General features: G+C 74.3%; 17 protein-coding genes. 10 read left to right on the plus strand and 7 right to left on the minus strand.

The window, feature by feature from the left end:
• Positions 1–9 precede the first annotated feature (9 nt).
• The gene (pgfA, locus tag AVW11_RS12150; protein WP_030846403.1) at positions 10–993 is read left to right on the plus strand and encodes a cell envelope lipid trafficking protein PgfA; all 984 of its coding nucleotides are present in this window, start codon (positions 10–12) and stop codon (positions 991–993) included.
• Here pgfA and AVW11_RS12155 read toward each other — a convergent pair.
• Both AVW11_RS12155 and AVW11_RS12160 read right to left on the minus strand, forming a co-directional pair.
• A complete protein-coding gene (locus AVW11_RS12155) occupies positions 980–3652 on the minus strand; it encodes an ATP-dependent RNA helicase (RefSeq protein WP_076043985.1) in 2673 nt (890 codons plus the stop codon). The two genes, pgfA and AVW11_RS12155, sit on opposite strands and share 14 nt — an antisense overlap.
• Before the next feature lie 4 nt (positions 3653–3656).
• Entirely contained in the window at positions 3657–4505 is an 849-nt protein-coding gene (locus AVW11_RS12160) for a class I SAM-dependent methyltransferase (RefSeq protein ID WP_030846399.1), read from the minus strand.
• Positions 4506–4857: 352 nt separating this feature from the next.
• Here AVW11_RS12160 and rpsA point away from each other — a divergent pair, with 352 nt between their 5' ends.
• The 4 genes from rpsA to AVW11_RS12180 all read left to right on the plus strand — a co-directional run bounded on the left by rpsA (position 4858) and on the right by AVW11_RS12180 (position 8687).
• Positions 4858–6366, plus strand: coding sequence for a 30S ribosomal protein S1 (gene rpsA, locus AVW11_RS12165; RefSeq protein WP_030666059.1), 1509 nt, complete (start codon positions 4858–4860; stop codon positions 6364–6366).
• Between the two features lie 247 nt (positions 6367–6613).
• On the plus strand, positions 6614–7552 hold the full coding sequence (locus AVW11_RS12170) for a PAC2 family protein (protein ID WP_076044002.1): 939 nt from the start codon (positions 6614–6616) through the stop codon (positions 7550–7552).
• A 59-nt stretch (positions 7553–7611) separates the two neighbouring features.
• Complete coding sequence (gene coaE / locus AVW11_RS12175; RefSeq protein ID WP_076043986.1) at positions 7612–8235, plus strand: dephospho-CoA kinase; 624 nt, start codon at positions 7612–7614, stop codon at positions 8233–8235.
• A gap of 65 nt (positions 8236–8300) precedes the next feature.
• Entirely contained in the window at positions 8301–8687 is a 387-nt protein-coding gene (locus AVW11_RS12180; protein WP_030846384.1) for a tetratricopeptide repeat protein, read from the plus strand.
• A gap of 83 nt (positions 8688–8770) precedes the next feature.
• On the opposite strand, the gene AVW11_RS12185 is transcribed toward AVW11_RS12180, so the two are convergent.
• Together AVW11_RS12185 and AVW11_RS12190 are read right to left on the minus strand one after the other, a co-directional pair.
• Complete coding sequence (locus AVW11_RS12185; RefSeq protein ID WP_030846381.1) at positions 8771–9037, minus strand: DUF6343 family protein; 267 nt, start codon at positions 9035–9037, stop codon at positions 8771–8773.
• A gap of 89 nt (positions 9038–9126) precedes the next feature.
• Complete coding sequence (locus AVW11_RS12190) at positions 9127–9744, minus strand: hypothetical protein (protein WP_076043987.1); 618 nt, start codon at positions 9742–9744, stop codon at positions 9127–9129.
• Positions 9745–9933: 189 nt separating this feature from the next.
• Here AVW11_RS12190 and AVW11_RS12195 point away from each other — a divergent pair, with 189 nt between their 5' ends.
• The 3 genes from AVW11_RS12195 (at position 9934) to AVW11_RS12205 (ending at position 15475) form a co-directional block, all read left to right on the plus strand.
• Entirely contained in the window at positions 9934–11259 is a 1326-nt protein-coding gene (locus AVW11_RS12195; RefSeq protein ID WP_079250600.1) for a helix-turn-helix domain-containing protein, read from the plus strand.
• A gap of 95 nt (positions 11260–11354) precedes the next feature.
• On the plus strand, positions 11355–14273 hold the full coding sequence (locus AVW11_RS12200) for a DEAD/DEAH box helicase (protein ID WP_240528163.1): 2919 nt from the start codon (positions 11355–11357) through the stop codon (positions 14271–14273).
• Positions 14270–15475, plus strand: coding sequence for an SWIM zinc finger family protein (locus tag AVW11_RS12205; protein WP_076043988.1), 1206 nt, complete (start codon positions 14270–14272; stop codon positions 15473–15475). The genes AVW11_RS12200 and AVW11_RS12205 overlap by 4 nt, the downstream gene beginning before the upstream one ends.
• On the opposite strand, the gene AVW11_RS12210 is transcribed toward AVW11_RS12205, so the two are convergent.
• Entirely contained in the window at positions 15456–16004 is a 549-nt protein-coding gene (locus AVW11_RS12210; protein ID WP_060178977.1) for a hypothetical protein, read from the minus strand. The two genes, AVW11_RS12205 and AVW11_RS12210, sit on opposite strands and share 20 nt — an antisense overlap.
• A 195-nt stretch (positions 16005–16199) precedes the next feature.
• On the opposite strand from AVW11_RS12210, the gene AVW11_RS12215 reads away from it, so the two are divergent.
• Positions 16200–16829, plus strand: coding sequence for a chaplin (locus tag AVW11_RS12215; protein ID WP_413081428.1), 630 nt, complete (start codon positions 16200–16202; stop codon positions 16827–16829).
• Here AVW11_RS12215 and AVW11_RS12220 read toward each other — a convergent pair.
• Positions 16822–17490 (minus strand): DUF2293 domain-containing protein, encoded by a 669-nt coding sequence (locus tag AVW11_RS12220; RefSeq protein ID WP_060178979.1) that lies wholly within the window; start codon positions 17488–17490, stop codon positions 16822–16824. The two genes, AVW11_RS12215 and AVW11_RS12220, sit on opposite strands and share 8 nt — an antisense overlap.
• Positions 17491–17638: 148 nt before the next feature.
• Here AVW11_RS12220 and AVW11_RS12225 point away from each other — a divergent pair, with 148 nt between their 5' ends.
• Positions 17639–18037 carry a cupin domain-containing protein gene (locus AVW11_RS12225; RefSeq protein WP_060178980.1) on the plus strand — a complete coding sequence of 133 codons (399 nt, stop codon included), beginning with the start codon at positions 17639–17641 and terminating at the stop codon, positions 18035–18037.
• Between the two features lie 45 nt (positions 18038–18082).
• Here the strand turns inward: AVW11_RS12225 and AVW11_RS12230 are convergent, their stop codons facing one another.
• Positions 18083–19537, minus strand: a complete 1455-nt coding sequence (locus tag AVW11_RS12230) for a WGR domain-containing protein (protein ID WP_076043990.1) — start codon at positions 19535–19537, stop codon at positions 18083–18085.
• Positions 19538–19578: the final 41 nt, after the last annotated feature.

Consider the following 19578-nt stretch of genomic DNA (forward strand, 5'->3'; position numbering starts at 1 on the left):
GGCCCGACCGTGCGACGCAGAGCGAGCCTTGTCCTGCTGGCCCTAGCCGTGTTCTGCGCAGCCCTCGCGCCGCTGCTGCGCTGGTACGCGTTCCCGCGCCTGGCGAAGATCCCGCCGAACCAGTACCAGGAGATGGTCCTGGAGGCGAAGGACGCGACCCTCCTCGACTACACCGGCGGCATGCAGCCCAAGAAGGTCGACAAGGTCACCATCGTCCAGACCCTCAAGGGCAACGTGGAGGCCTCCAGGGAGATCGAGGCCACTGCCGGCAAGGACGTCGTCGTCTGGGACACGCTGTCCCACATCATCGGCCCGGACGGCAAGATGGTCTCCCAGATCCCCGAGCGCTACATCTTCGACGCGCACACCCAGGACCCGGTGCACGCCACCGGCGAGATGGTCGACGGCGACGCGGTCAAACGCCAGGGCATCGAGTTCAAGTGGCCCTTCTTCACCGAACCCCGCGACTACCTCTACTTCGACGCCCAGACCCGCACCTCCTCGCCGATCCACTACGTCGGACCGCGCCGCTTCAAGGGCATGGACGTCTACTACTTCGAGCAGACCATCCCCTGGACCAAGGTGGCCATGCCGAAGAAGATGCCCATCGAGGGCATCGACCCCGCGACGATCGAGGCGGCCACCGGCACCACCCTCTGGTACACCGCCAAGGTGCGCTTCTGGGTCGACCCGGTGACCGGGGCGCCCGTCAACGCCGAACAGGACATCCAGCAGGAGATGCGCGGCGGCATCGCCTCGGGCGGCCCCGACGGCAGGCTCACCGCCTTCGCCGGGCACGTCACCATGCGCGAGGACTACTCCGACCACACCGTCGCCCTCGTCAAGGCGAACCGGGCCAAGATCCTCACGCTGCACACCTACGCCCCGGCCGGCCTGGCCGCCGGCGGCCTCGCGCTGCTCGGGCTGGCGCTGTGGCTGGAGGCCCGAGGCCGCCGCGTACGGGACGGGGACGAAGGGGTCAGCCCCGCCTGAGCCGGGCGTTGGTGTGGCGGGTGGGCTCGGCCGTGGCCGGGTCCTGCGGCCAGGGGTGCTTGGGGTAACGGCCGCGCAGCTCCGCCCGGACGGCGCGGTAGCCGCCCTGCCAGAAGGAGGCCAGGTCGGCCGTGACGGCCGCCGGACGCCCGGCCGGCGACAGCAGGTGGACGACTACGGGAACCCCCGCCACCCGCGGGGTCTCGGCCAGCCCGAACAGCTCCTGGAGCTTCACCGCCAGCACGGGCTGCTCGGACGTGTAGTCGACACGGATCCGGGATCCGCTGGGGACCTCGATCCGCTCCGGCGCCAGCTCGTCCAGCCGCGCCGCCTCGCCCGTCGCCCACGGCAGCAGCCGGTTCAGGGCCTGGCCGGCGTCGATCCGGGCCAGGTCCGCGCGCCGCCGGGCCCGGGACAGCTCGGGCTCCAGCCAGTCGTCGGCCCGCTCCACGAGCGCCGCGTCCGCCTCCACGTCGGGCCACGGGCCGCCGACCGTCCGGTGCAGGAAGCCCAGGCGCGCCCGCAGCACCCGCGCGTCCGGGGACCAGCGCAGCAGGCCCAGCCCCTCCGCCCGCAGCCCGTCGAGGAGAGCCGCCCGGACGAGCGCCGGGTCAGGGCTGCGCAGCGGACGTACCGCCAGCTCGACCGCCCCGAGCCGCTGCGCCGCACGGGCGACCACGTCCCCGTCCTCCCAGTGCACCTCCTCGGCGTCGCTGCGCAGGTGTGCGGCGGCCGCCAGGGCGGTGTCCTCGTCGATGACGGCGGCCAGCCGGATCCGTGCGGAGGCCGAGTGCGGGGGCCGGTCGGCGACGGCGACGGCCAGCCAGGGCGCGTTGCGCAGGCCCGAACCGTCACCGAGCTCCGCCCCGGTGCCGGAAGCCATGAGGAACGCCCCCGCCCCCTTGGCCCGGGCGACCCGCTCGGGAAAGGCCAGCGCGGCGACGAGCCCGGCGGCGGCATCGTCGGGGCTCCGCCCCACACCCCCGCCGACGCTCGACACACCCGAAGCCCGGCCCCCGGCCCCGGAGTCGCTGCCCGCACCCCCGGCCCCGGCCGCATGCCCGGCCCCGGCCGCATCCCCGGCCCCGGCCGTAGCCCCGGGCGCGGGGTCGGAGGTGCTGTCCGCGGGCCCGGCTCCGGTTTTCGGCGAGCTCCCCGCAGGGGCGACGGCACGGGCCAGGCGGGCCGCCTCCGCGCGCCAGCGCGCCGCGTAGCCGTCGCCGCCCGCGCGGGCCCGCCGCCAGGCCGCCGCCAGGTCGTCCCCGTACTCGCGCGGCGGCTCCTCGCTCAGCAGCGCCACCACCTCCGCCGCCCGCTGGGCGCCGAGCGCGGCGCCGCCGTCCAGCAGGGCACGCGCCAGCCGCGGGTGCAGCCCGAGCCGGGCCATCCGCGCCCCGCGCGGGGTCGGCCGCCCGGCCGCGTCCACCGCGCCGACGGCCACGAGCACCTCCCGCGCCGCGGCCATCGCACCGGCCGGCGGCGCGTCCAGCAGCGCCAGCCCGGACGCGTCCGGGTCGCCCCAGCAGGCCGCCTGCAAGGCGAACTGCGCCAGGTCGGCGATGCGTATCTCCGGCGCCGGGAACGCCGGCAGCCGGCCGTCCTCCGCCTCCGTCCAGCACCGGTACACCACGCCCGGCGCCTCACGCCCGGCCCGACCCGCCCGCTGGCGCCCGGCCGCCCGGGAGGCCCGTACGGTCGCCAGCGCGCCCAGCCCGCGGGCATGGTCCACCCGGGGTTCGCGGGCCAGCCCCGAGTCGACCACCACCCGCACCCCGGGGACGGTCAGGCTCGACTCCGCCACCGCCGTCGCGAGGATCACCCGGCGGCGGTCCGAGGCCGTCAGCGCCGCGTCCTGCACGGCCGCCGGAGCCCGCCCGTGGACCTGGAGCAGCTCCGCGTCCACCCCGCCCAGCTGCCCCGCCACCCGCGCGATCTCGCCCACACCGGGCAGGAAGCACAGCACGTCCCCCGAACGCTCCGCCAGCGCCCGCCGCACCACCGAGGCCACGTGCGCCAGCTGCGCCGGATCCACCCGCATCCCGTGCGGGGGCCGCACCGGGCGGGCCGGAGGCGCCCAGACGGTCTCCACCGGGTACGAGACCCCCGCGGCCTCCACCACCGGCGCACCCCCGAGCAGCCGGGCCCAGCCCGCGGAGTCGGTCGTCGCCGACGCCGCCACGAGCCGCAGCTCCGGGCGCAGGGTCTCCCGTACGTCCAGGAGGAACGCGGCGACGGTGTCGGCGTCCAGGTGCCGCTCGTGGCACTCGTCCAGGACCACCACGTCCACGCCGGCCAGCTCCTGGTCGCGCTGGAGCCGCTGGAGCAGCACCCCGGTGGTCACCACCTCCACCACCGTGCCGGGACCCGCCACCCGCTCGCCGCGGACCGTGAAACCGACCGAGCCGCCGGCCCGCTCGCCCAGCAGCCAGGCCATCCGGCGCGCCGCCGCCCGGGCGGCGATCCGCCGCGGCTCGGCCACGACCACCCGGCGCCGCGGCCCGCCGCCCACCAGACCCGCGAGGACCAGCGGGACCAGCGTCGTCTTGCCGGTCCCGGGCGGCGCGCACAGCACCGCGGTGCCGTGCGCGTCGAGGGCGGACACGAGCCCGGGCAGGGCCTCGCGTACGGGCAGGGCGTCGAGGGCGGCCTGGCGGATCAAGACGTCAGGCCCTCTCGCAGACGAAGATCGCGGTGCCGGGGATCAGGTTGCCGCGCAGCGGGGACCAGCCGCCCCACTCCTGGCCGTTCCACTCGGGCCACTCGGGCTCGACGAGGTCGAGCAGGCGGAAGCCGCCCGCCACCACGTCGCGGACGCGGTCGCCGAGGGTGCGGTGGTGCTCCACGTAGACCGCGCTGCCCTGCTCGTCCTGCTCGACGTACGGGGTCCGGTCGAAGTAGGAGGCGGAGACGGTCAGGCCCTCGGGGCCGGGCTCGTCGGGGAAGGCCCAGCGGATCGGATGGGTCACGGAGAACACCCAGCGGCCGCCGGGGCGCAGCACGCGGTGCACCTCGCGCATGACGTTCACCGGGTCGGCGACGAAGGGGACGGCGCCGTAGGCGGAGCAGGCGAGGTCGAAGGAGGCGTCACGGAAGGGGAGCCGGCCGGCGTCGGCCTCGACGAGCGGGATGTCGTCGCCGATGCGCAGCGCGTGCTGGAGCTGGCGGTGGGAGAGGTCCAGGGCCACCGGGCGGGCGCCCTGGGCGGCCAGCCACCGCGAGCACTGGGCGGCGCCGGCGCCGATCTCCAGCACGTCCTTGTCCTTGAGGGAGGCCGCGGGGCCGAGGAGGGCCGCGTCCGCCTCGTCGAGGCCCTCGGGCCCCCAGACGAAGCGGTCGTCGCCGAGGAAGGCGCCGTGCTCGCTCTGGTACTCGTCGGCGTTGCGGTCCCACCAGCCGCGGCTCGCCCGGCTGCTCTCCGCTTCCCCCGCGTCACGGCGTGTGGCCTCGGCGTCGTCCGCGGAGCCCGGATCGGCCGCGTACGCGTTCTCGGGGGCGTCGTCCTCTTGGTTCATGGGGCCCGTCGTCGTAGTCTGCGAGTGTCTTGGGAAGTGGCAGGAACCGCCATCAGGGCGTTCCCGCCCATGAATTGTGCCGGTTGTGCGGTGATCCGCCCGGGGTGTGGGGCTTCGCGCATTGACCCTGTCCGGCCGCCCCCGTATGCTACAAGTTGCGCTGCGAGCCTGTGCTCCTCAGACCTAGCAGGCTGCGCTTGCATCTGTTGATGTCCCCTCGGTTTTCGAGGCCTCCCCGCTTGTGCGGATCAGGGGCTTCCTTGGCTGTCCGGCTTCTTCGGCAGATGCCGATAAGGGCTCCCGGCGTAGCAGTACCTACGACTTTCTGTCCGTAACCGGAGCCCTTTCCCACATGACGAGCAGCACCGAGACCACCTCTACCACTCCGCAGGTAGCGGTCAACGACATCGGTAACGAGGAAGCCTTCCTCGCCGCGATCGACGAGACGATCAAGTACTTCAACGACGGCGACATCGTCGACGGCGTCATCGTGAAGGTCGACCGGGACGAGGTCCTGCTCGACATCGGTTACAAGACGGAAGGCGTGATCCCGAGCCGCGAGCTCTCGATCAAGCACGACGTCGACCCGAACGAGGTCGTCAAGGTCGGCGACGAGATCGAGGCCCTGGTTCTCCAGAAGGAGGACAAGGAAGGCCGCCTGATCCTGTCCAAGAAGCGCGCTCAGTACGAGCGTGCCTGGGGCACGATCGAGAAGATCAAGGAAGAAGACGGCATCGTCACCGGTACCGTCATCGAGGTCGTCAAGGGTGGTCTCATCCTCGACATCGGCCTCCGCGGCTTCCTCCCGGCCTCCCTGGTCGAGATGCGTCGTGTCCGCGACCTCCAGCCCTACGTGGGCAAGGAGCTCGAGGCGAAGATCATCGAGCTGGACAAGAACCGCAACAACGTGGTCCTGTCCCGCCGCGCCTGGCTCGAGCAGACCCAGTCCGAGGTCCGCCAGACGTTCCTCACCACCCTGCAGAAGGGTCAGGTCCGCTCCGGCGTCGTGTCCTCGATCGTCAACTTCGGTGCCTTCGTGGACCTGGGTGGCGTCGACGGTCTGGTCCACGTCTCCGAGCTGTCCTGGAAGCACATCGACCACCCGTCCGAGGTTGTCGAGGTCGGCCAGGAAGTCACCGTCGAGGTCCTCGACGTCGACATGGACCGCGAGCGTGTCTCCCTGTCGCTGAAGGCGACGCAGGAAGACCCGTGGCAGCAGTTCGCCCGTACGCACCAGATCGGCCAGGTCGTCCCGGGCAAGGTCACCAAGCTGGTTCCGTTCGGTGCGTTCGTCCGCGTGGACGAGGGCATCGAGGGTCTGGTCCACATCTCCGAGCTGGCCGAGCGCCACGTGGAGATCCCGGAGCAGGTCGTCCAGGTCAACGACGAGATCTTCGTCAAGGTCATCGACATCGACCTCGAGCGTCGCCGGATCTCGCTGTCCCTGAAGCAGGCCAACGAGTCCTTCGGTGCCGACCCGGCGTCGGTCGAGTTCGACCCGACCCTGTACGGCATGGCCGCGTCCTACGACGACCAGGGCAACTACATCTACCCCGAGGGCTTCGACCCCGAGACCAACGACTGGCTCGAGGGCTACGAGAAGCAGCGCGAGGCCTGGGAGACCCAGTACGCCGAGGCGCAGGCCCGCTTCGAGCAGCACCAGGCTCAGGTCATCAAGAGCCGCGAGGCCGACGAGGCCGCTGCCGCCGAGGGCGCTGCCGCCCCGGCCGCCGGTGGCAACGCCGGTGCGGGCATCTCGGGTGGTTCCTACTCCTCGGAGTCGGACGAGACCTCCGGCGCCCTGGCGTCGGACGAGGCCCTGGCCGCGCTCCGCGAGAAGCTGGCCGGCGGCCAGAGCTGATCGCAGCGCGCATCGCACCGACGGTGTGAGCAGAGCTGATCGAGTACGACGGTGAGGCCCGTCCCCTTCGGGGGGCGGGCCTCTCCGCGTTCCCGGGCCGGTCGTCCGGTCGCGCGTGGTCCCGGCGAGTCGGTGGTTGCCGTGATCGGTGTGATCCATTGCGTTCCTGTGAAGGGGGCCAACTGGGGAATGGCGGCGCCGCCTTGGACGTTCTTCGCAGAGAACGAGACGAGGAGGAGTGGTGGCGGTGCTTGATCCACAGGGCTTGTACGAATGGGATGCCAAGGGTCTGGCGGTGGCGGACCTGGCGGTCGCCCAGGACTCGGCCGGGCTGGTCATGCTGTACCACTTCGAGGGGTACATCGACGCGGGAGAGGCCGGCGAGCAGATCGTCGAGCGGCTGCTGGACACGCTGCCCCACCAGGTGGTCGCCCGCTTCGACGCGGACCGGCTCGTGGACTACCGGGCGCGCCGTCCGCTGCTGACCTTCCAGCGCGACCACTGGGCGGAGTTCGAGGAGCCGCGGCTGGAGGTCCGGCTGGTCCAGGACGCCACCGGGGCGCCGTTCCTGCTGCTGTCCGGCCCGGAGCCGGACGTGGAGTGGGAGCGCTTCGCCGTCGCCGTCCGGCAGATCGTCGAGCGCCTCGGGGTCCGGCTCTCGGTCAACTTCCACGGCATCCCGATGGGCGTCCCGCACACCCGGCCCGTCGGCATCACCCCGCACGGCAACCGGACCGACCTCATGCCGGGTCACCGCAGCCCCTTCGACGAGGCCCAGGTGCCCGGCAGCGCCGAGTCCCTGGTGGAGTTCCGTCTGTCCCAGGCCGGGCACGACGTGCTCGGCGTCGCCGCGCACGTCCCGCACTACGTGGCGCGCTCCCCGTACCCCGACGCCGCGCTGACGGTGCTCGAGGCCATCACCGCGGCGACCGGTCTGGTGCTCCCGGCCGTGGCGCACGCACTGCGGACCGAGGCGCACCGCACCCAGACGGAGATCGACCGGCAGATCCGTGAGGGCGACGAGGAGCTGGTCGGCCTGGTGCAGGGGCTGGAGCACCAGTACGACGCCGCCGCCGGGGCCGAGACCCGGGGCAACATGATCGCCGAGCCGGCCGAGCTGCCGTCGGCGGACGAGATCGGCCGCGAGTTCGAGCGGTTCCTGGCGGAACGCGAGGGTGAGGGCTGAGCCCCGACCGCCGGGCCCGACCCCGCACGGGTGTGCGGACACCCCCTAAGCTGCGGTCCATGCTGAAAGTGGGCCTGACGGGCGGAATCGGAGCCGGCAAGAGCGAGGTCTCGCGACTGCTGGCGGGGTACGGGGCGATCGTCGTCGACGCCGATCGGATCGCGCGGGAGGTCGTGGAACCCGGTACGCCGGGGCTCGCGGCCGTCGTCGCCGCCTTCGGGGAGGAGGTGCTGACCCCCGAGGGGGCGCTGGACCGGCCGAGGCTGGGATCCATCGTCTTCGCGGACCAGGACAAGCTCCGCACCCTCAACGCGATCGTGCACCCCCTGGTCGGCGCCCGGTCCGCCGAGCTGGAGGCCGCCGCGGGCCCCGACGCGATCGTCGTCCACGACGTACCGCTGCTCACCGAGAACGGCCTCGCACCCCTCTACGACCTGGTGGTCGTGGTGGACGCGGCCCCCTCGACGCAGCTGGCCCGGCTGACCGGGCCGCGCGCCATGGCCGAGGACGAGGCCCGGGCCCGGATGGCCGCGCAGGCCACGCGCGAGCAGCGACTGGCGGTGGCCACCCTCGTGATCGACAACGACGGACCGCTGGACGCGCTGGAGCCGCAGGTGCGCAAGGTGTGGGAAGAACTCACGGCACGGGCCTCGGGCCGGGCCCCGGGCAGCGCCACCGCCTGACGTGTGCATGGAATAGCGCGCGGGGCGGTGGCGTTGAAGGCGCCGGTAGAGGGAAGGATCCATCCGTGTCCGAGACCACGCGTCCCACGCCGTCCAGCCCGGAAACGCACGTCATAGACTTCCGGGCGGCCGAGCAGCTGCTCGCCGCACGCGACCCGCGCGGCGCGGTCAAGCTGCTCGACTCGGTCGTTGCCGCCCATCCGGAGAACACAGCGGCCCGGCTGCTGCGCGCCCGGGCCTTCTTCGCCGCCGCCCAACTGCGTCCGGCGGAGCTGGAGTTCGAGCTGGTGCTGGAGCGGGAGCCGGACAACGCCTTCGCCCACTTCGCGCTCGCCCGCACGCACGAGCGCGCGGGCCGGCCGGAGCAGGCGCGCAAGCACTTCCGGCTGGCCGCGGCCCTCGACCCGCAGCCGGACTACCTGGCGGCGGCCCGCTTCGAGGACCAGGCCTGACCGCCGGACCACCCCCGCCGCCCGGCCGGTTGACCGCTCGACCGTCGTGCCGCCCGGTCGGCGGTCCGCCGGGACGGCGGCGGTCAGCGGCTGTCGGGCGGCTCGTACGGCGGGATGTCCCGGCCCGGCTGGTAATGCGGGCCTTGGCGGAGGTGGCGCACGATCATGAACAGGTCCACGCTCACCACGACCGCCAGCGCCCCGCACGCCGCCGCCCATCCGGGACGGCCCGCCAGCGAGAAGGCGACCGTCCCGAAGGCGGCCCAGAGCAGCCCCCAGACACCCAGCCAGAACCGCAGCCGCAGCGGACTGCGCGCGGTCACCGGCTCGTTTCCGGAACGCATGGCCATCGCCTCTCGCTGTCCATGGTCCCACTCGCCCGGCGGGCCGGTCCCGGACGGCGGCGCCCGCAGGCCGCGGCCCGGCCCGAGGGCCGGGGCTACGGGTTGAGCTTGTTCACGGCCGTGGTGGTCGTCTTCTTGAAGGCGGCGACCGGGGCCTGCGACAGGTCGCCCATCTGACCCCACTTCACGACGGTCACGGTGGAACCGTCGCGCCCGATCCCGTACAGGTGCACGCCCGGCTCGGATTCCGGGATCGAGGTGTGCACCCCGTAGACGTGCGCGCCCTCCTCGACCGGGAGGGTCCCGTAGTCCTGCCAGGAGGCCGTGCCGCCCGGGGTCGTGCGCAGCCAGTCGGCCGCGCAGCCCGCGACCCTGCGCTCCAGCGTGCCGACCAGCTTGGCGGCCGCGGCGGGCGACGCGGACCGCACGGAGACCTGTACGGCCCCGGTGTCGAGCTCCGTGCCGAACGCGCGGTGCCAGCTGCCCACCGCCGGCAGTACGCCGTCCAGGCAGAACGGCGCCGTCTCCGGCAGCCCCTTGGTGATCTCGCCGGCGTACCAGGGGGACGTCGGATGCGGCGGCAGGTCGGTGCCGGTCAGGAAGCCGGGCGCGCCGGCGGCCGCGGCGGAGTTCGAGGTGGTGAGGACGAGGGCGGCGGCCGCCGCGACCAGTGCGGTGGCGAGGGTGGCGGCGGTGTCGGTACGTCGGAACATGTCGGTTCTCCCCGTGGATGCATCGGTGTGCCTGTGCCTGTGCCTGTGCCTGACAAGGCTGTTCCCCGGCAGGGGCGCACGGCCACGGTTCGGGGCGAAATCGGGACACTGGAACGCCCGTACGCGCTGTCACCTGGGGGAACACCTCAGGCATGGAACGGAGCCGCGGGACGGGGGACGGGGGACACCGTGAGTGAGGCCGAGGATTTCGCGCGGCTGATGCGGGAGCTGAAGGAGCGCGGCGGGCTGAGTTACGGCGCCCTGGCGCGCAGGCTGCACACGAGTACGTCGACGCTGCACCGCTATTGCAGAGGGGAGGCGCTGCCGGCGCAGTTCGCGGTGGTGGACCGCTTCGCACGGGCCTGCGGGGCGTCGGCGGCGGAGGCGGTGGACCTGCACCGGGCGTGGCTGCTGGCGGACGCGCGGCGGCGCGCGGGTCCGGCCGCGCCCGATCCGGCTCCGGATCCGGATCCGGTGATCGCTCCGGATCCGAAGCCGGAGCCGGGGCGGGCCGCGGCCGGCACGCGGGAGCCGGCCGTTCCGGCCGTGCCGGCGGGGGCGGCGGTGGCGCCGGTGGCGCCGGTGGTCCGCCCGTCCTGGCACCGGCGCAGGGCGGCGGTGGTCGCCGCCGCCGGGCTCGCGGCGGGTGCGGTGGCCGTGGCGCTGCTGGCGGTGACCGCACCCGGCCGGGGTGCGCCGCACACCGCGTCGGGTTCGGGCCCGGGGGCCGGTGCGCGGGGCCCCGCGGCCTCCGCTGCGGCGGGGACCGCGCCGGCGGCGGGAGCGGCTCCGACCGGGTCGGCGACGCCTCCGGCGCCGCCCACGGCACCGTCTGGGGGACCGGCCACCGCGCCGGCCCCGTCCTCCGCCCCGCCGTCCGCGCCGGCCCCCGGCCACGCGCCGGCGGCGCCCCTCCGGGCGGCGGTGCGCTCGCACGTGTGGGCCGCGGGCTGCGACCATGCCTACCTGGCCGAGCGCGGCCCCGCATCGGTGCCGCCGCCGCCCGTGGAGGCGGACGCGCCCGCCTGGGTCGCGGCGCAGCGCGCCGTGCACGCCGGGAACCAGATCGTGGAGGTCACCCTGCACGGCACCGGTTCGGGCGCGGTGGTCCTGGAGGGGCTGGAGGTGCGGGTGGCGGCTCGCCGCACACCGCCCGCCTGGAACGTCTACGAGATGTCGCAGGGCTGCGGCGGAGGCATCACCCCGGCCCTCTTCGCCGTCAACCTGGACGCGCCGCGCCCACTGGCCCGGCCCGTCGCCGGGAACGACTTCGGGAACCGGGTACCGGCACCGTCCTTCCCGATGCGGGTCTCGGCCGCCGAGCCGGTCGTCCTGCGCGTGGCGGCCACCACCACGGGCTGCGACTGCGACTGGTCCCTCGACCTGCGCTGGTCCTCGCCGACCGGCTCGGGAACCCTGCGCATCGACGACGGCGGCCGCCCGTTGCGCACGAGCGCCGCCGCCGGTCGGCCCGTCTACGGGTATGCCCTCGAACTGGGCCGCTGGTCCCGTTGAATCCCCAGGTCAGGGGCCTTGTCAGTGGTCGCACCTAGACTCGTGGGGAAGGGGTCGGCAGGTCCGAGAGGACATCGAGAGGGAGGGGGGACACCATGCCGGCGCAGACGCAGTGGCCGCCACCGGCACAGGCACAGCCGCAGCCGGAAGCGCGGCCGCAGCCCGGCACGCGGGCGCCCGCGCGGCCGCAGCCGGTGCCGTACGCATCCGCGCTGCTGCGGCATGCCGCCGTCTTCCTGCCCGCGGCCGTCCCCCGGGAGGGACGGGTCGCCTTCTGGTCGCCCGACGGCCTGCCCCTGCCCGAGACGGGCACACCGGCGCCGCTCACCGTCGTACGGCCGCACGGCACGGGGGTCCGCAGCCGGACCGTGCCCGCGGTGACCTTCTCCGTCGCCGCCGCCCTGCCCCTCCTCACGCCGGCCCCCCGCAGCCCCGCCGCGCACCCCGCCACCCGGGCCTGGGGCACCGCCGCCACGCAGGCCCTCACGCTGGCCGCGCGCGGCCGGCTGCTCCCCGGGCTCACCCCCGAGGGCGTCGACGCCTGGCGGGCGGGCCCGCTCGACGCCGCGGACATCGCCCACCTGAGGGCGGTCGCCGCCGCGCTGCCCCACGAGGGTTACGCCACGCCCCTCACCGGGCGCCGCCCGCTCCAGCTGCCCGAACCGGAGGCGCTGGTCCGCGCGTTCCTCGACGCCGTCGCCGACAGCCTGCCCCGCACCCCGGCGGCCGCCGTCGCCGCCGGACTGCCGTTCGCCGCCCGGGAACCGCAGCGGGTGCCCGGGATACAGGAGTGGGCCGCGCAGGTCGCGGCCGGATCCGACACCGGGGTCGGGCTCTCGCTCCGGCTCGACCTGTCCTCCTTCCGCCTCTTCGACGAGGCGGAGGGGGAGGAGGTCCGGCGCGCCGGGGCCGCCGTCGTCCAGGTCCACAGCCTCGCCGACCCGACGCTGGTCACCGACGCCGGACAGCTGTGGGCCGGCACCGCGGGGGTCGGCTTCGGTCCCCGCGCCCGGATCGACGCCGTGCTCGCGCTGCGCCGGGCCGCCCGGGTCTGGCCGCCGCTGCTGCGGCTGCTGGAGCAGCCCGTGCCCGACGCCCTGGCACTGTCCGACCCCGAGCTGGAAGACCTGCTGGGGGCCGCCGCGAACCGCCTGGCGGCCGCCGGGGTCGTCGTCCACTGGCCGCGCGACCTGGCCCGTACGCTGTCCGCGACCGCCGTCGTACGGTCCACCGCGCCCGGGTCCGCCACCGACGGGACGGCCTTCTTCGACGCGGAACACCTCTTCGCCTTCTCCTGGGAACTGGCCCTCGGCGGCGACCGCCTCACCCCGGGCGAGATGGACGCGCTGGCACAGGCCCACCGGCCCGTCGTGCGGCTGCGCGACCAGTGGGTGCGGGTCGACCCGGAGCTGGTGCGCAAGGCACGCAAGCGGGAACTGGGCCTGCTGGACCCGGTGGACGCGCTGGCCGCCGCCCTGTCGGGGACCGCGGAGGTCGGCGGCGAGCAGGTCGAGGCGGTGCCGGTGGGAGCGCTGGCCGCGCTCCGGGAGCGGCTGACGGGGGAGTTGGCGCCGCTGCCGCAGCCCGCCGCGCTCAGGGCCACCCTGCGCGACTACCAGGCGCGCGGCCTGGCCTGGCTGGATCTGATGACCTCCCTCGGCCTCGGCGGCTGCCTCGCCGACGACATGGGCCTCGGCAAGACCGTCACCCTCATCGCGCTGCACCTGCACCGGGACCGCCGGGAGCCGACGCTCGTCGTGTGCCCGGCCTCCCTCCTGGGCAACTGGCAGCGTGAGATCGAGAAGTTCGCGCCCGGTACCCCCGTGCGCCGATTCCACGGCGGCGGCCGCAGCACCGAGGACCTGACGTCCTGCGAGGGCGGGTTCGTCCTCACCACCTACGGGACGATGCGCGCCAGCGCCGCCCAGCTCGCCGAGCAGCGCTGGGGCATGGTCGTCGCCGACGAGGCGCAGCACGTCAAGAACCCCCACTCGGCGACCGCGAAGGCACTGCGCACGATCCCGGCGCCGGCCCGGGTGGCACTGACCGGCACCCCGGTGGAGAACAACCTCTCCGAGCTGTGGGCGCTGCTCGACTGGACCACGCCGGGCCTGCTGGGCCCGCTGACCGCCTTCCGGGCCCGCCACGCCCGGCCGGTGGAGCACCAGCAGGAGGAGGACGGCGGCAACGAGGCCGCGGTCGCCCGGCTGGCCGCGCTCGTACGGCCGTTCCTGCTGCGGCGCAAGAAGTCCGACCCCGGCATCGCGCCCGAGCTGCCGCCGAAGACGGAGACCGACCACCCGGTGTCCCTCACCCGGGAGCAGGTCTCGCTCTACCAGGCCGCGGTCGACGAGGCGATGGCGGTGATCGAGGCCAGCGAGGGCATGGAGAGACGCGGCATGATCATGAAGCTGCTGGCCTCGCTCAAGCAGATCTGCAACCACCCCGCGCAGTACCTGAAGGAGGAGCAGCCGAGGCTCCCGCACCGCTCGGGCAAGCTCGCCCTGCTGGACGAGCTGCTGGACACGATCGTCGCCGAGGGCGGCTCGGTGCTGGTCTTCACCCAGTACGTGACGATGGCCCGGCTCATCGAGCGGCACCTGTCGGCGCGCGGCATCGCCTCCCAGCTCCTGCACGGCGGCACCCCGGTCCCGCGCCGCGAGGAGCTCGTGGACCGCTTCCAGGCCGGCGAGGTCCCCGTGTTCCTGCTGTCCCTCAAGGCCGCGGGCACCGGCCTGAACCTCACCCGCGCCGGCCACGTCGTCCACTTCGACCGCTGGTGGAACCCGGCCGTCGAGGAACAGGCCACCGACCGCGCCTACCGCATCGGCCAGACCCAGCCCGTGCAGGTCCACCGCATCATCGCCGAGGGCACCGTCGAGGACCGCATCGCCGAGATGCTGGAGGCGAAGCGGGCCCTGGCCGAGGCCGTCCTCGGCTCCGGCGAGGCGGCGCTGACCGAGCTGACCGACCGTGAGCTCGCGGATCTCGTCTCCCTGCGCAGGCCCGCATGATCACCGCGCGGGACGACCGCCGCCGCACCTTCGAGACCGTGCCCGCCGGGGCGGAGGCCGTCAGCTGGTGGGGCCGGGCCTGGGTGTCCGCGCTGGAAGACGCCTCGGGCGATCCGGCCCGCCTGGCCCGGGGCCGCGGCTATGCCGCGGCCGGGCACGTCGACGCGGTGACGGTCACCCCCGGCCGGATCGTCGCGTACGTCAGGGGCAGCAGACCCCGCCCGTACCGTACCGAGCTGACCCTGCCCGCCTTCACGGACCCGCAGTGGAGCGAGCTGCTGGAAGAGGTCGCGGCCGACCCGGCGGCGCTCGGAGCCCTCCTGGAGCGCGAGGTCCCGCAGTCGCTGGCGGGGACCGTCCTGCCCGGCGTCCGTGAACTCGTCCCGCGCTGCTCCTGCCCGGACGTCGGGCGTCCGCCGTGCAAGCACGCTGCCGCCCTCTGCCACCGTGCGGCCCGCCTCCTCGACGAGGACCCGTTCGTCCTGCTGCTCCTGCGCGGGCGGGGCGAGCGGGAGCTGCTGGAGGACCTCACCCGCCGCAACGCCGCCCACGCCGCACGCGAACAGCCCGACACCGCTGCGGACTTCCCCGGCGTCGCCGCCCGGGAGGCGCTCGCCCGCACCGTGCTGCCGCCGCTGCCCGCGCCGCTCGCCGCCCCCGCCGCGGCCGGCCTGCCGCCCGCCTACCCGGCCGACCCGGCGGCGCCGGACCCCCTCGTCCTCGACCAGCTCGCCTCCGACGCGGCCGCCCGCGCTCTCGCACTGCTCACGACCGGTGAGGATCCGATCGCCGGGCTCTCCCTCTGGCAGGACGCTGTACGGCTGGCCTCCGCCGAGCCCACGTCCGGCCTGACGGGTGCGGCCCGCACCCTGTATCGGGACCTGGCCCGCGCCACCGGGCGCACCACCACCGATCTCGCGCGGGCCGCGGCGGCCTGGCGCCAGGGCGGCCGCCCGGCCCTCGCCGCCCTCGAAGAGCCCTGGGATCCGCCGGCCGGCCCCTTCGACCGGGCCCGCCCGGCGCTCCTCGCCGCGTCGCAGGGCGCCTTCCGCCCCGACCGCAACCGCCTGACGTCCCCCACCCGCCAGCTCCGGCTCGGCCGTGACGCCCTCTGGTACGCCTATGAGTCCCGCCCGGACGGGGACGACTGGTGGCCCACCGGCCGCCCCTCCCCGGACCCGGTCAGCGCCCTGCTGGGCTGAGACCCTCCGCCCAGCGGTTCAGGGCGGTGAAGTCCCGGTCCCGCAGGCCGTGACGGGGGTGGACGCGCAGCAGGAGGGCCGGGGCCGGATGGTGGGCGTCCACCCAGGCCCGGTCCTGCGGGGTGATCATGTCGTCGACCCAGGCGAACGGGCGGCCGGCCGCCCAGTCCCGCAGGTGCCGGGTCTTCCAGGAGAGGCCGTCGGGGTCCTCGGCGAACAGTTCGGGCCACTCGACGACCGACAGGTCGCCGGGAAGCCCGATGTGCGGGGAGATCAGGGTGTTGGCCTGGTGCGTCCAGGCCGTGGCCCAGGCGATCTCGAAGGGCAGGGCCAGCAGCCGGGCGCCGTGGGAGGGGTGGAGGCGGACCCGTGCGCCGCGCCTGGCCCTGCGGGTCTCCGGATCGCGGTAGGAGAGCCAGACGTCCGGCCACATGCGGTGGCTCCGGTAGCCGCGCAGGCCGGCGGAGAGGGAGCGGAAGGGGTTGAGCGGGCCGTCCACGTCGAGGAGCAGCAGCGGGCGTTCAGTCATGAAGTACCCAGTACCCAGTACACGATTGAGTGAAATGCCTACCGCTTCTATAACCCGTACGGGTTCGGAGGCGTTGTTTCCGGTGCGGGGCTGGGCCCCGAAATCCACCGGAAGGCAGGGAAAGTGATGCGTCACAGTCGTCGAAGTGGCCTGATCGCAACGGTCGTTGCAGGCGGCGGCCTGGCCGTCGCGGGCGTGAGCGGGCTCGCCCACGCCGACGCGGACGCCGTCGGCACGGCCGAGCGGTCGCCCGGTCTGCTGTCCGGGAACCTGGTGCAGCTGCCCGTGAACGTCCCGGTGAACCTCTGCGGCAACACCGTGAACGTCGTCGGCGTGCTGAATCCCGCGGCCGGGAACCGCTGTGCGAACGACGCGCGGGGCGGCGGCGACACGGGCACGTCGCAGCAGGGCGGCGGGAACGGCGGGGGTGCGGTGGCAGAGGGCCGCGGAAAGGATTCTCCGGGCGTATTGTCCGGCAATGGGATCCAGCTCCCGGTCGACCTCCCGCTGAACGTCAGCGGCAATTCCGTCAACGTGGTAGGCATCGGGAACCCCGCGCACGGCAACACGTCCGTCAACGTCGAGAAGCCCACCGAGGGCAAGCCGGTCCAGCCGCCCGTCGTCGAGAAGCCGGTCACCCCGGTCACCCCGGTCAAGCCGGCCACCCCCGCCACGCCGGTCGTCCCGGTCACCGAGGCCCAGCCGCCGCGGCACAGTGAGGCGCTCGCCCACACCGGCGCCGACGGCGCCGGCTACCTGCTGCCCGCGGGTGGAGCCCTGCTGCTCGGCGGTGTCCTCCTCTACCGCCGCTTCCGGCTCAACTAGCCTCGCTCCGCGGCAGGGTGCGCCACCCGTCGAGGATGGCGTCGATCCGCGGAGCCAGCCGGGCGCGGGCCGCGAAGCGGGGCACGCCCGCCATCAGCAGGGCGTCGTACTCGGTGTCGGTGTGCCGGACCGCAGCCCGCACCGCCACCGAGACCGCCGCCTCGTCCAGGGCCCGACCCGCCGCGGTGCGGCCCACCCGGCCGCTGCCGCGCAGCGAGGCGTGGGTGGCGATCGCCACGGCCCGGTCGGCCGGGCAGCCGGGGAACAGCCGCACGATCTCGGCGGCGAAGGCCGCCGTGAACCGGACGTCCTGCGCAGCACGGCGCAGCCGGTCGCGTTCCCGGCGGCGCGCCCGCGCCTCGGAGTCGGCGAGACAGGCGCGCTCCGCGTCCGCCAGAGCGGCTTCCTCGACCAGGAGCCCGAGGCGCTCGTAGCGGCGGCGGCGCCTGTTGAAGCGGACCACGACGGCGGAGAGCGAACTGGCCTCGCGGGAGCGTCGGGTGAGCGCGGCGTCCCCGCGCGGAAGGTAGACGAGATGCCCCAGATCCGCGCAGTCCAGGCACCGGGGCACACCGGCCTCGCGGACCAGGTGCCGCAGGGGACCCTGCCGGCACTCCGCGCAGTGGATCTGCTTCGCAGACTCGAACACGACCAGGCTCATACAGGTGTGATACCGCCCCACGGGCCTCATATCACCTGGTGGTGAAGGGCGGTTGAGGTTTCACCGACTCTTTCGTGATCGGCCTGATCACTCCTACGGTGGGCCCTGGTCCGCCGACCGCGGGGGCCGGTCCACGGAGGAGGAGCACATGGGCGCACGACGGACGACGACGGCACGGCCGCCGGTGATCGGCTTCGGCATGAGCACCGGAAGGGCATGCGTCACCACGGTCCCGGCCGGCCACGAGATCGTCATCCCGCCGGGCGGCTGCACCGGCTGGCACTACCACCGGGTGCGGCTCGAAGCCGTCGTCCTGGCCGGCACCCTGACCCGGATCCTGCACGACCTCACCGTCGAAGTGCACCGGCCCGGAACCGCGTTCGTGGAACCGGCAGGCATCGGCCACATACACCTGGGCCACAACCTCGGCACCGAGCCGGTCGTGCTCCACGTGACCCCCCGGCTGCCCGAGGGGACCCCGTTCTCCATACCCACGCCGGCCCCCTCCGGTGCCACACCGGAGGTCTGCCGGCAACACCCCCACTGAGCCGCCGCCGCGTACGGGCCACCGCGTACGGGCCGCCGCGTACGCTCACACCAGTCGGCGAATCTCCCCGCGGACCCGGTAGAAACCCCCGGAGGCCGCATGCAGGCCGTCGACCACGTACCGGGCGCCGACCTCCCTGATCCCCCGCGGGAACTGCACGTTCCAGGAGGACTCGAAGCCGCTCGACACCACCTGCACCCGCATCCGGCCGCCCTGCTGGACGCACTCCACCACCACACCGCCCGCCGGATCCGAGGCCACCGCGGCCATCGAGACCGTCGCCACCGCCGAGGCCGACGCGGCCGGGGTGAACACCGGCAGCGCAGCCGCCGACTTCACGTCCATCGGCGCGGGCACCGAACCCTGCTGGGCCGCCGCGATGGCCTGCTCGCTCGCGTCCACGCAGACCAGCGAGCCGTCCGTGGTCACCAGATACAGCCGCCCGTCCAAATACTGCATCGACAGCGCCGACCCGCCACCGGTCCCCAGCTTCCACAGCCGGTTGCCGCCCGCGTCGAAGCAGTAGACCGAGGAGGAGGAGTCGCCCGCGAAGACGTGGCGGCCGTCCGGCGAGGTCGCGCACGAATACACCGCCGCGTCGCACCGGTAGGTGGCCTCCGTCGCCCCCGAGGCCTTCGACAGCCGCTGCACGGTGTTGCGGACCGTACCCGCGTACACCGAGTGCTCCTCCTGCCAGCCGAACAGGACACCGCCCGGGGTGGCGCTGTGCCACAACTGCCCGGTGCCGTCGGCCGCGTAGGCCGTCACGCCGGCGCTGTGCCCGTGGTACACGGCCCGCTCGTCGGCCCGGACCATCCACGCACCCGTCCCCGAGGACTTCCGCGACCACTGGTGCTCGTCCTCGTGGTCGATGACGGTCAGACCGCCGTTCGCGTCGGAGACGTTCAGCACCCCCTCGTGGATGTCCAGCCAGTAGATGTCCACGTCCGCCGCGATGGCGTAGGCACCGAAGGGGACCTTCGACGACAGGTCGTACACCGTGCCGTCGTCGCAGCCCGCGTATATCCAGAAATCGTCCGCCACCAGGCACTTCACCCCGTCCGGCAGCGAATAGCGGGCCAGCACCTCACCCCCGTGGCTCAGCGTGTACACGTCTCCCGCCTGGTTGCCGACCCAGCAGCGGTCCTCGTCGACGTGGATCCCGAAGGCCGCGGAACCGGTCCGGAAACGCCACAGCACCGGGGCGACGGCACGCGCCGTCGAAGGAGCCGACGACACCTGGCGGCGCGTCACCGCACGGGCGGCGCGCTGCCCCTGCACGGCCGGGGCATACCCCTTGCGGACCTTCTCGCCGATCTTCTTGGCGGCGGCCGCCCGGGCCTTGTCGACCGTCGGGAACGAGGAGCTCTGCACCTGGCCCGGCGCGCCGATCCGTCCGTAGCGCACGCAGACGGCCGTGCCGTCCACGGTCACCTCGTAGAACTTGTGCGCCCCGCCGCCGTCCTGCGACAGCTCCAGATACGTCGTCTCCCGAGCCATGACAGACCCCTCCCCGAAAGCCGGGCCACCGGCGCCCTTTC

Origin of the sequence: Streptomyces amritsarensis, from assembly GCF_001953875.1 — a bacterium.
Classification (GTDB): Bacteria; Actinomycetota; Actinomycetes; order Streptomycetales; family Streptomycetaceae; genus Streptomyces; species Streptomyces amritsarensis.

Bases quoted from the DNA above. Each gene is read 5' to 3' on its own strand.
- coaE (WP_076043986.1), top strand. From the start codon at position 7,612: ATGCTGAAAGTGGGCCTGACGGGCGGAATCGGAGCCGGCAAGAGCGAG.
- AVW11_RS12205 (WP_076043988.1), top strand. From the start codon at position 14,270: ATGATCACCGCGCGGGACGACCGCCGCCGCACCTTCGAGACCGTGCCC.
- AVW11_RS12230 (WP_076043990.1), bottom strand. From the start codon at position 19,537: ATGGCTCGGGAGACGACGTATCTGGAGCTGTCGCAGGACGGCGGCGGG.
- AVW11_RS12210 (WP_060178977.1), bottom strand. From the start codon at position 16,004: ATGACTGAACGCCCGCTGCTGCTCCTCGACGTGGACGGCCCGCTCAAC.
- AVW11_RS12200 (WP_240528163.1), top strand. From the start codon at position 11,355: ATGCCGGCGCAGACGCAGTGGCCGCCACCGGCACAGGCACAGCCGCAG.
- AVW11_RS12220 (WP_060178979.1), bottom strand. From the start codon at position 17,490: ATGAGCCTGGTCGTGTTCGAGTCTGCGAAGCAGATCCACTGCGCGGAG.
- rpsA (WP_030666059.1), top strand. From the start codon at position 4,858: ATGACGAGCAGCACCGAGACCACCTCTACCACTCCGCAGGTAGCGGTC.
- AVW11_RS12160 (WP_030846399.1), bottom strand. From the start codon at position 4,505: ATGAACCAAGAGGACGACGCCCCCGAGAACGCGTACGCGGCCGATCCG.
- AVW11_RS12190 (WP_076043987.1), bottom strand. From the start codon at position 9,744: ATGTTCCGACGTACCGACACCGCCGCCACCCTCGCCACCGCACTGGTC.
- AVW11_RS12185 (WP_030846381.1), bottom strand. From the start codon at position 9,037: ATGGCCATGCGTTCCGGAAACGAGCCGGTGACCGCGCGCAGTCCGCTG.
- AVW11_RS12225 (WP_060178980.1), top strand. From the start codon at position 17,639: ATGGGCGCACGACGGACGACGACGGCACGGCCGCCGGTGATCGGCTTC.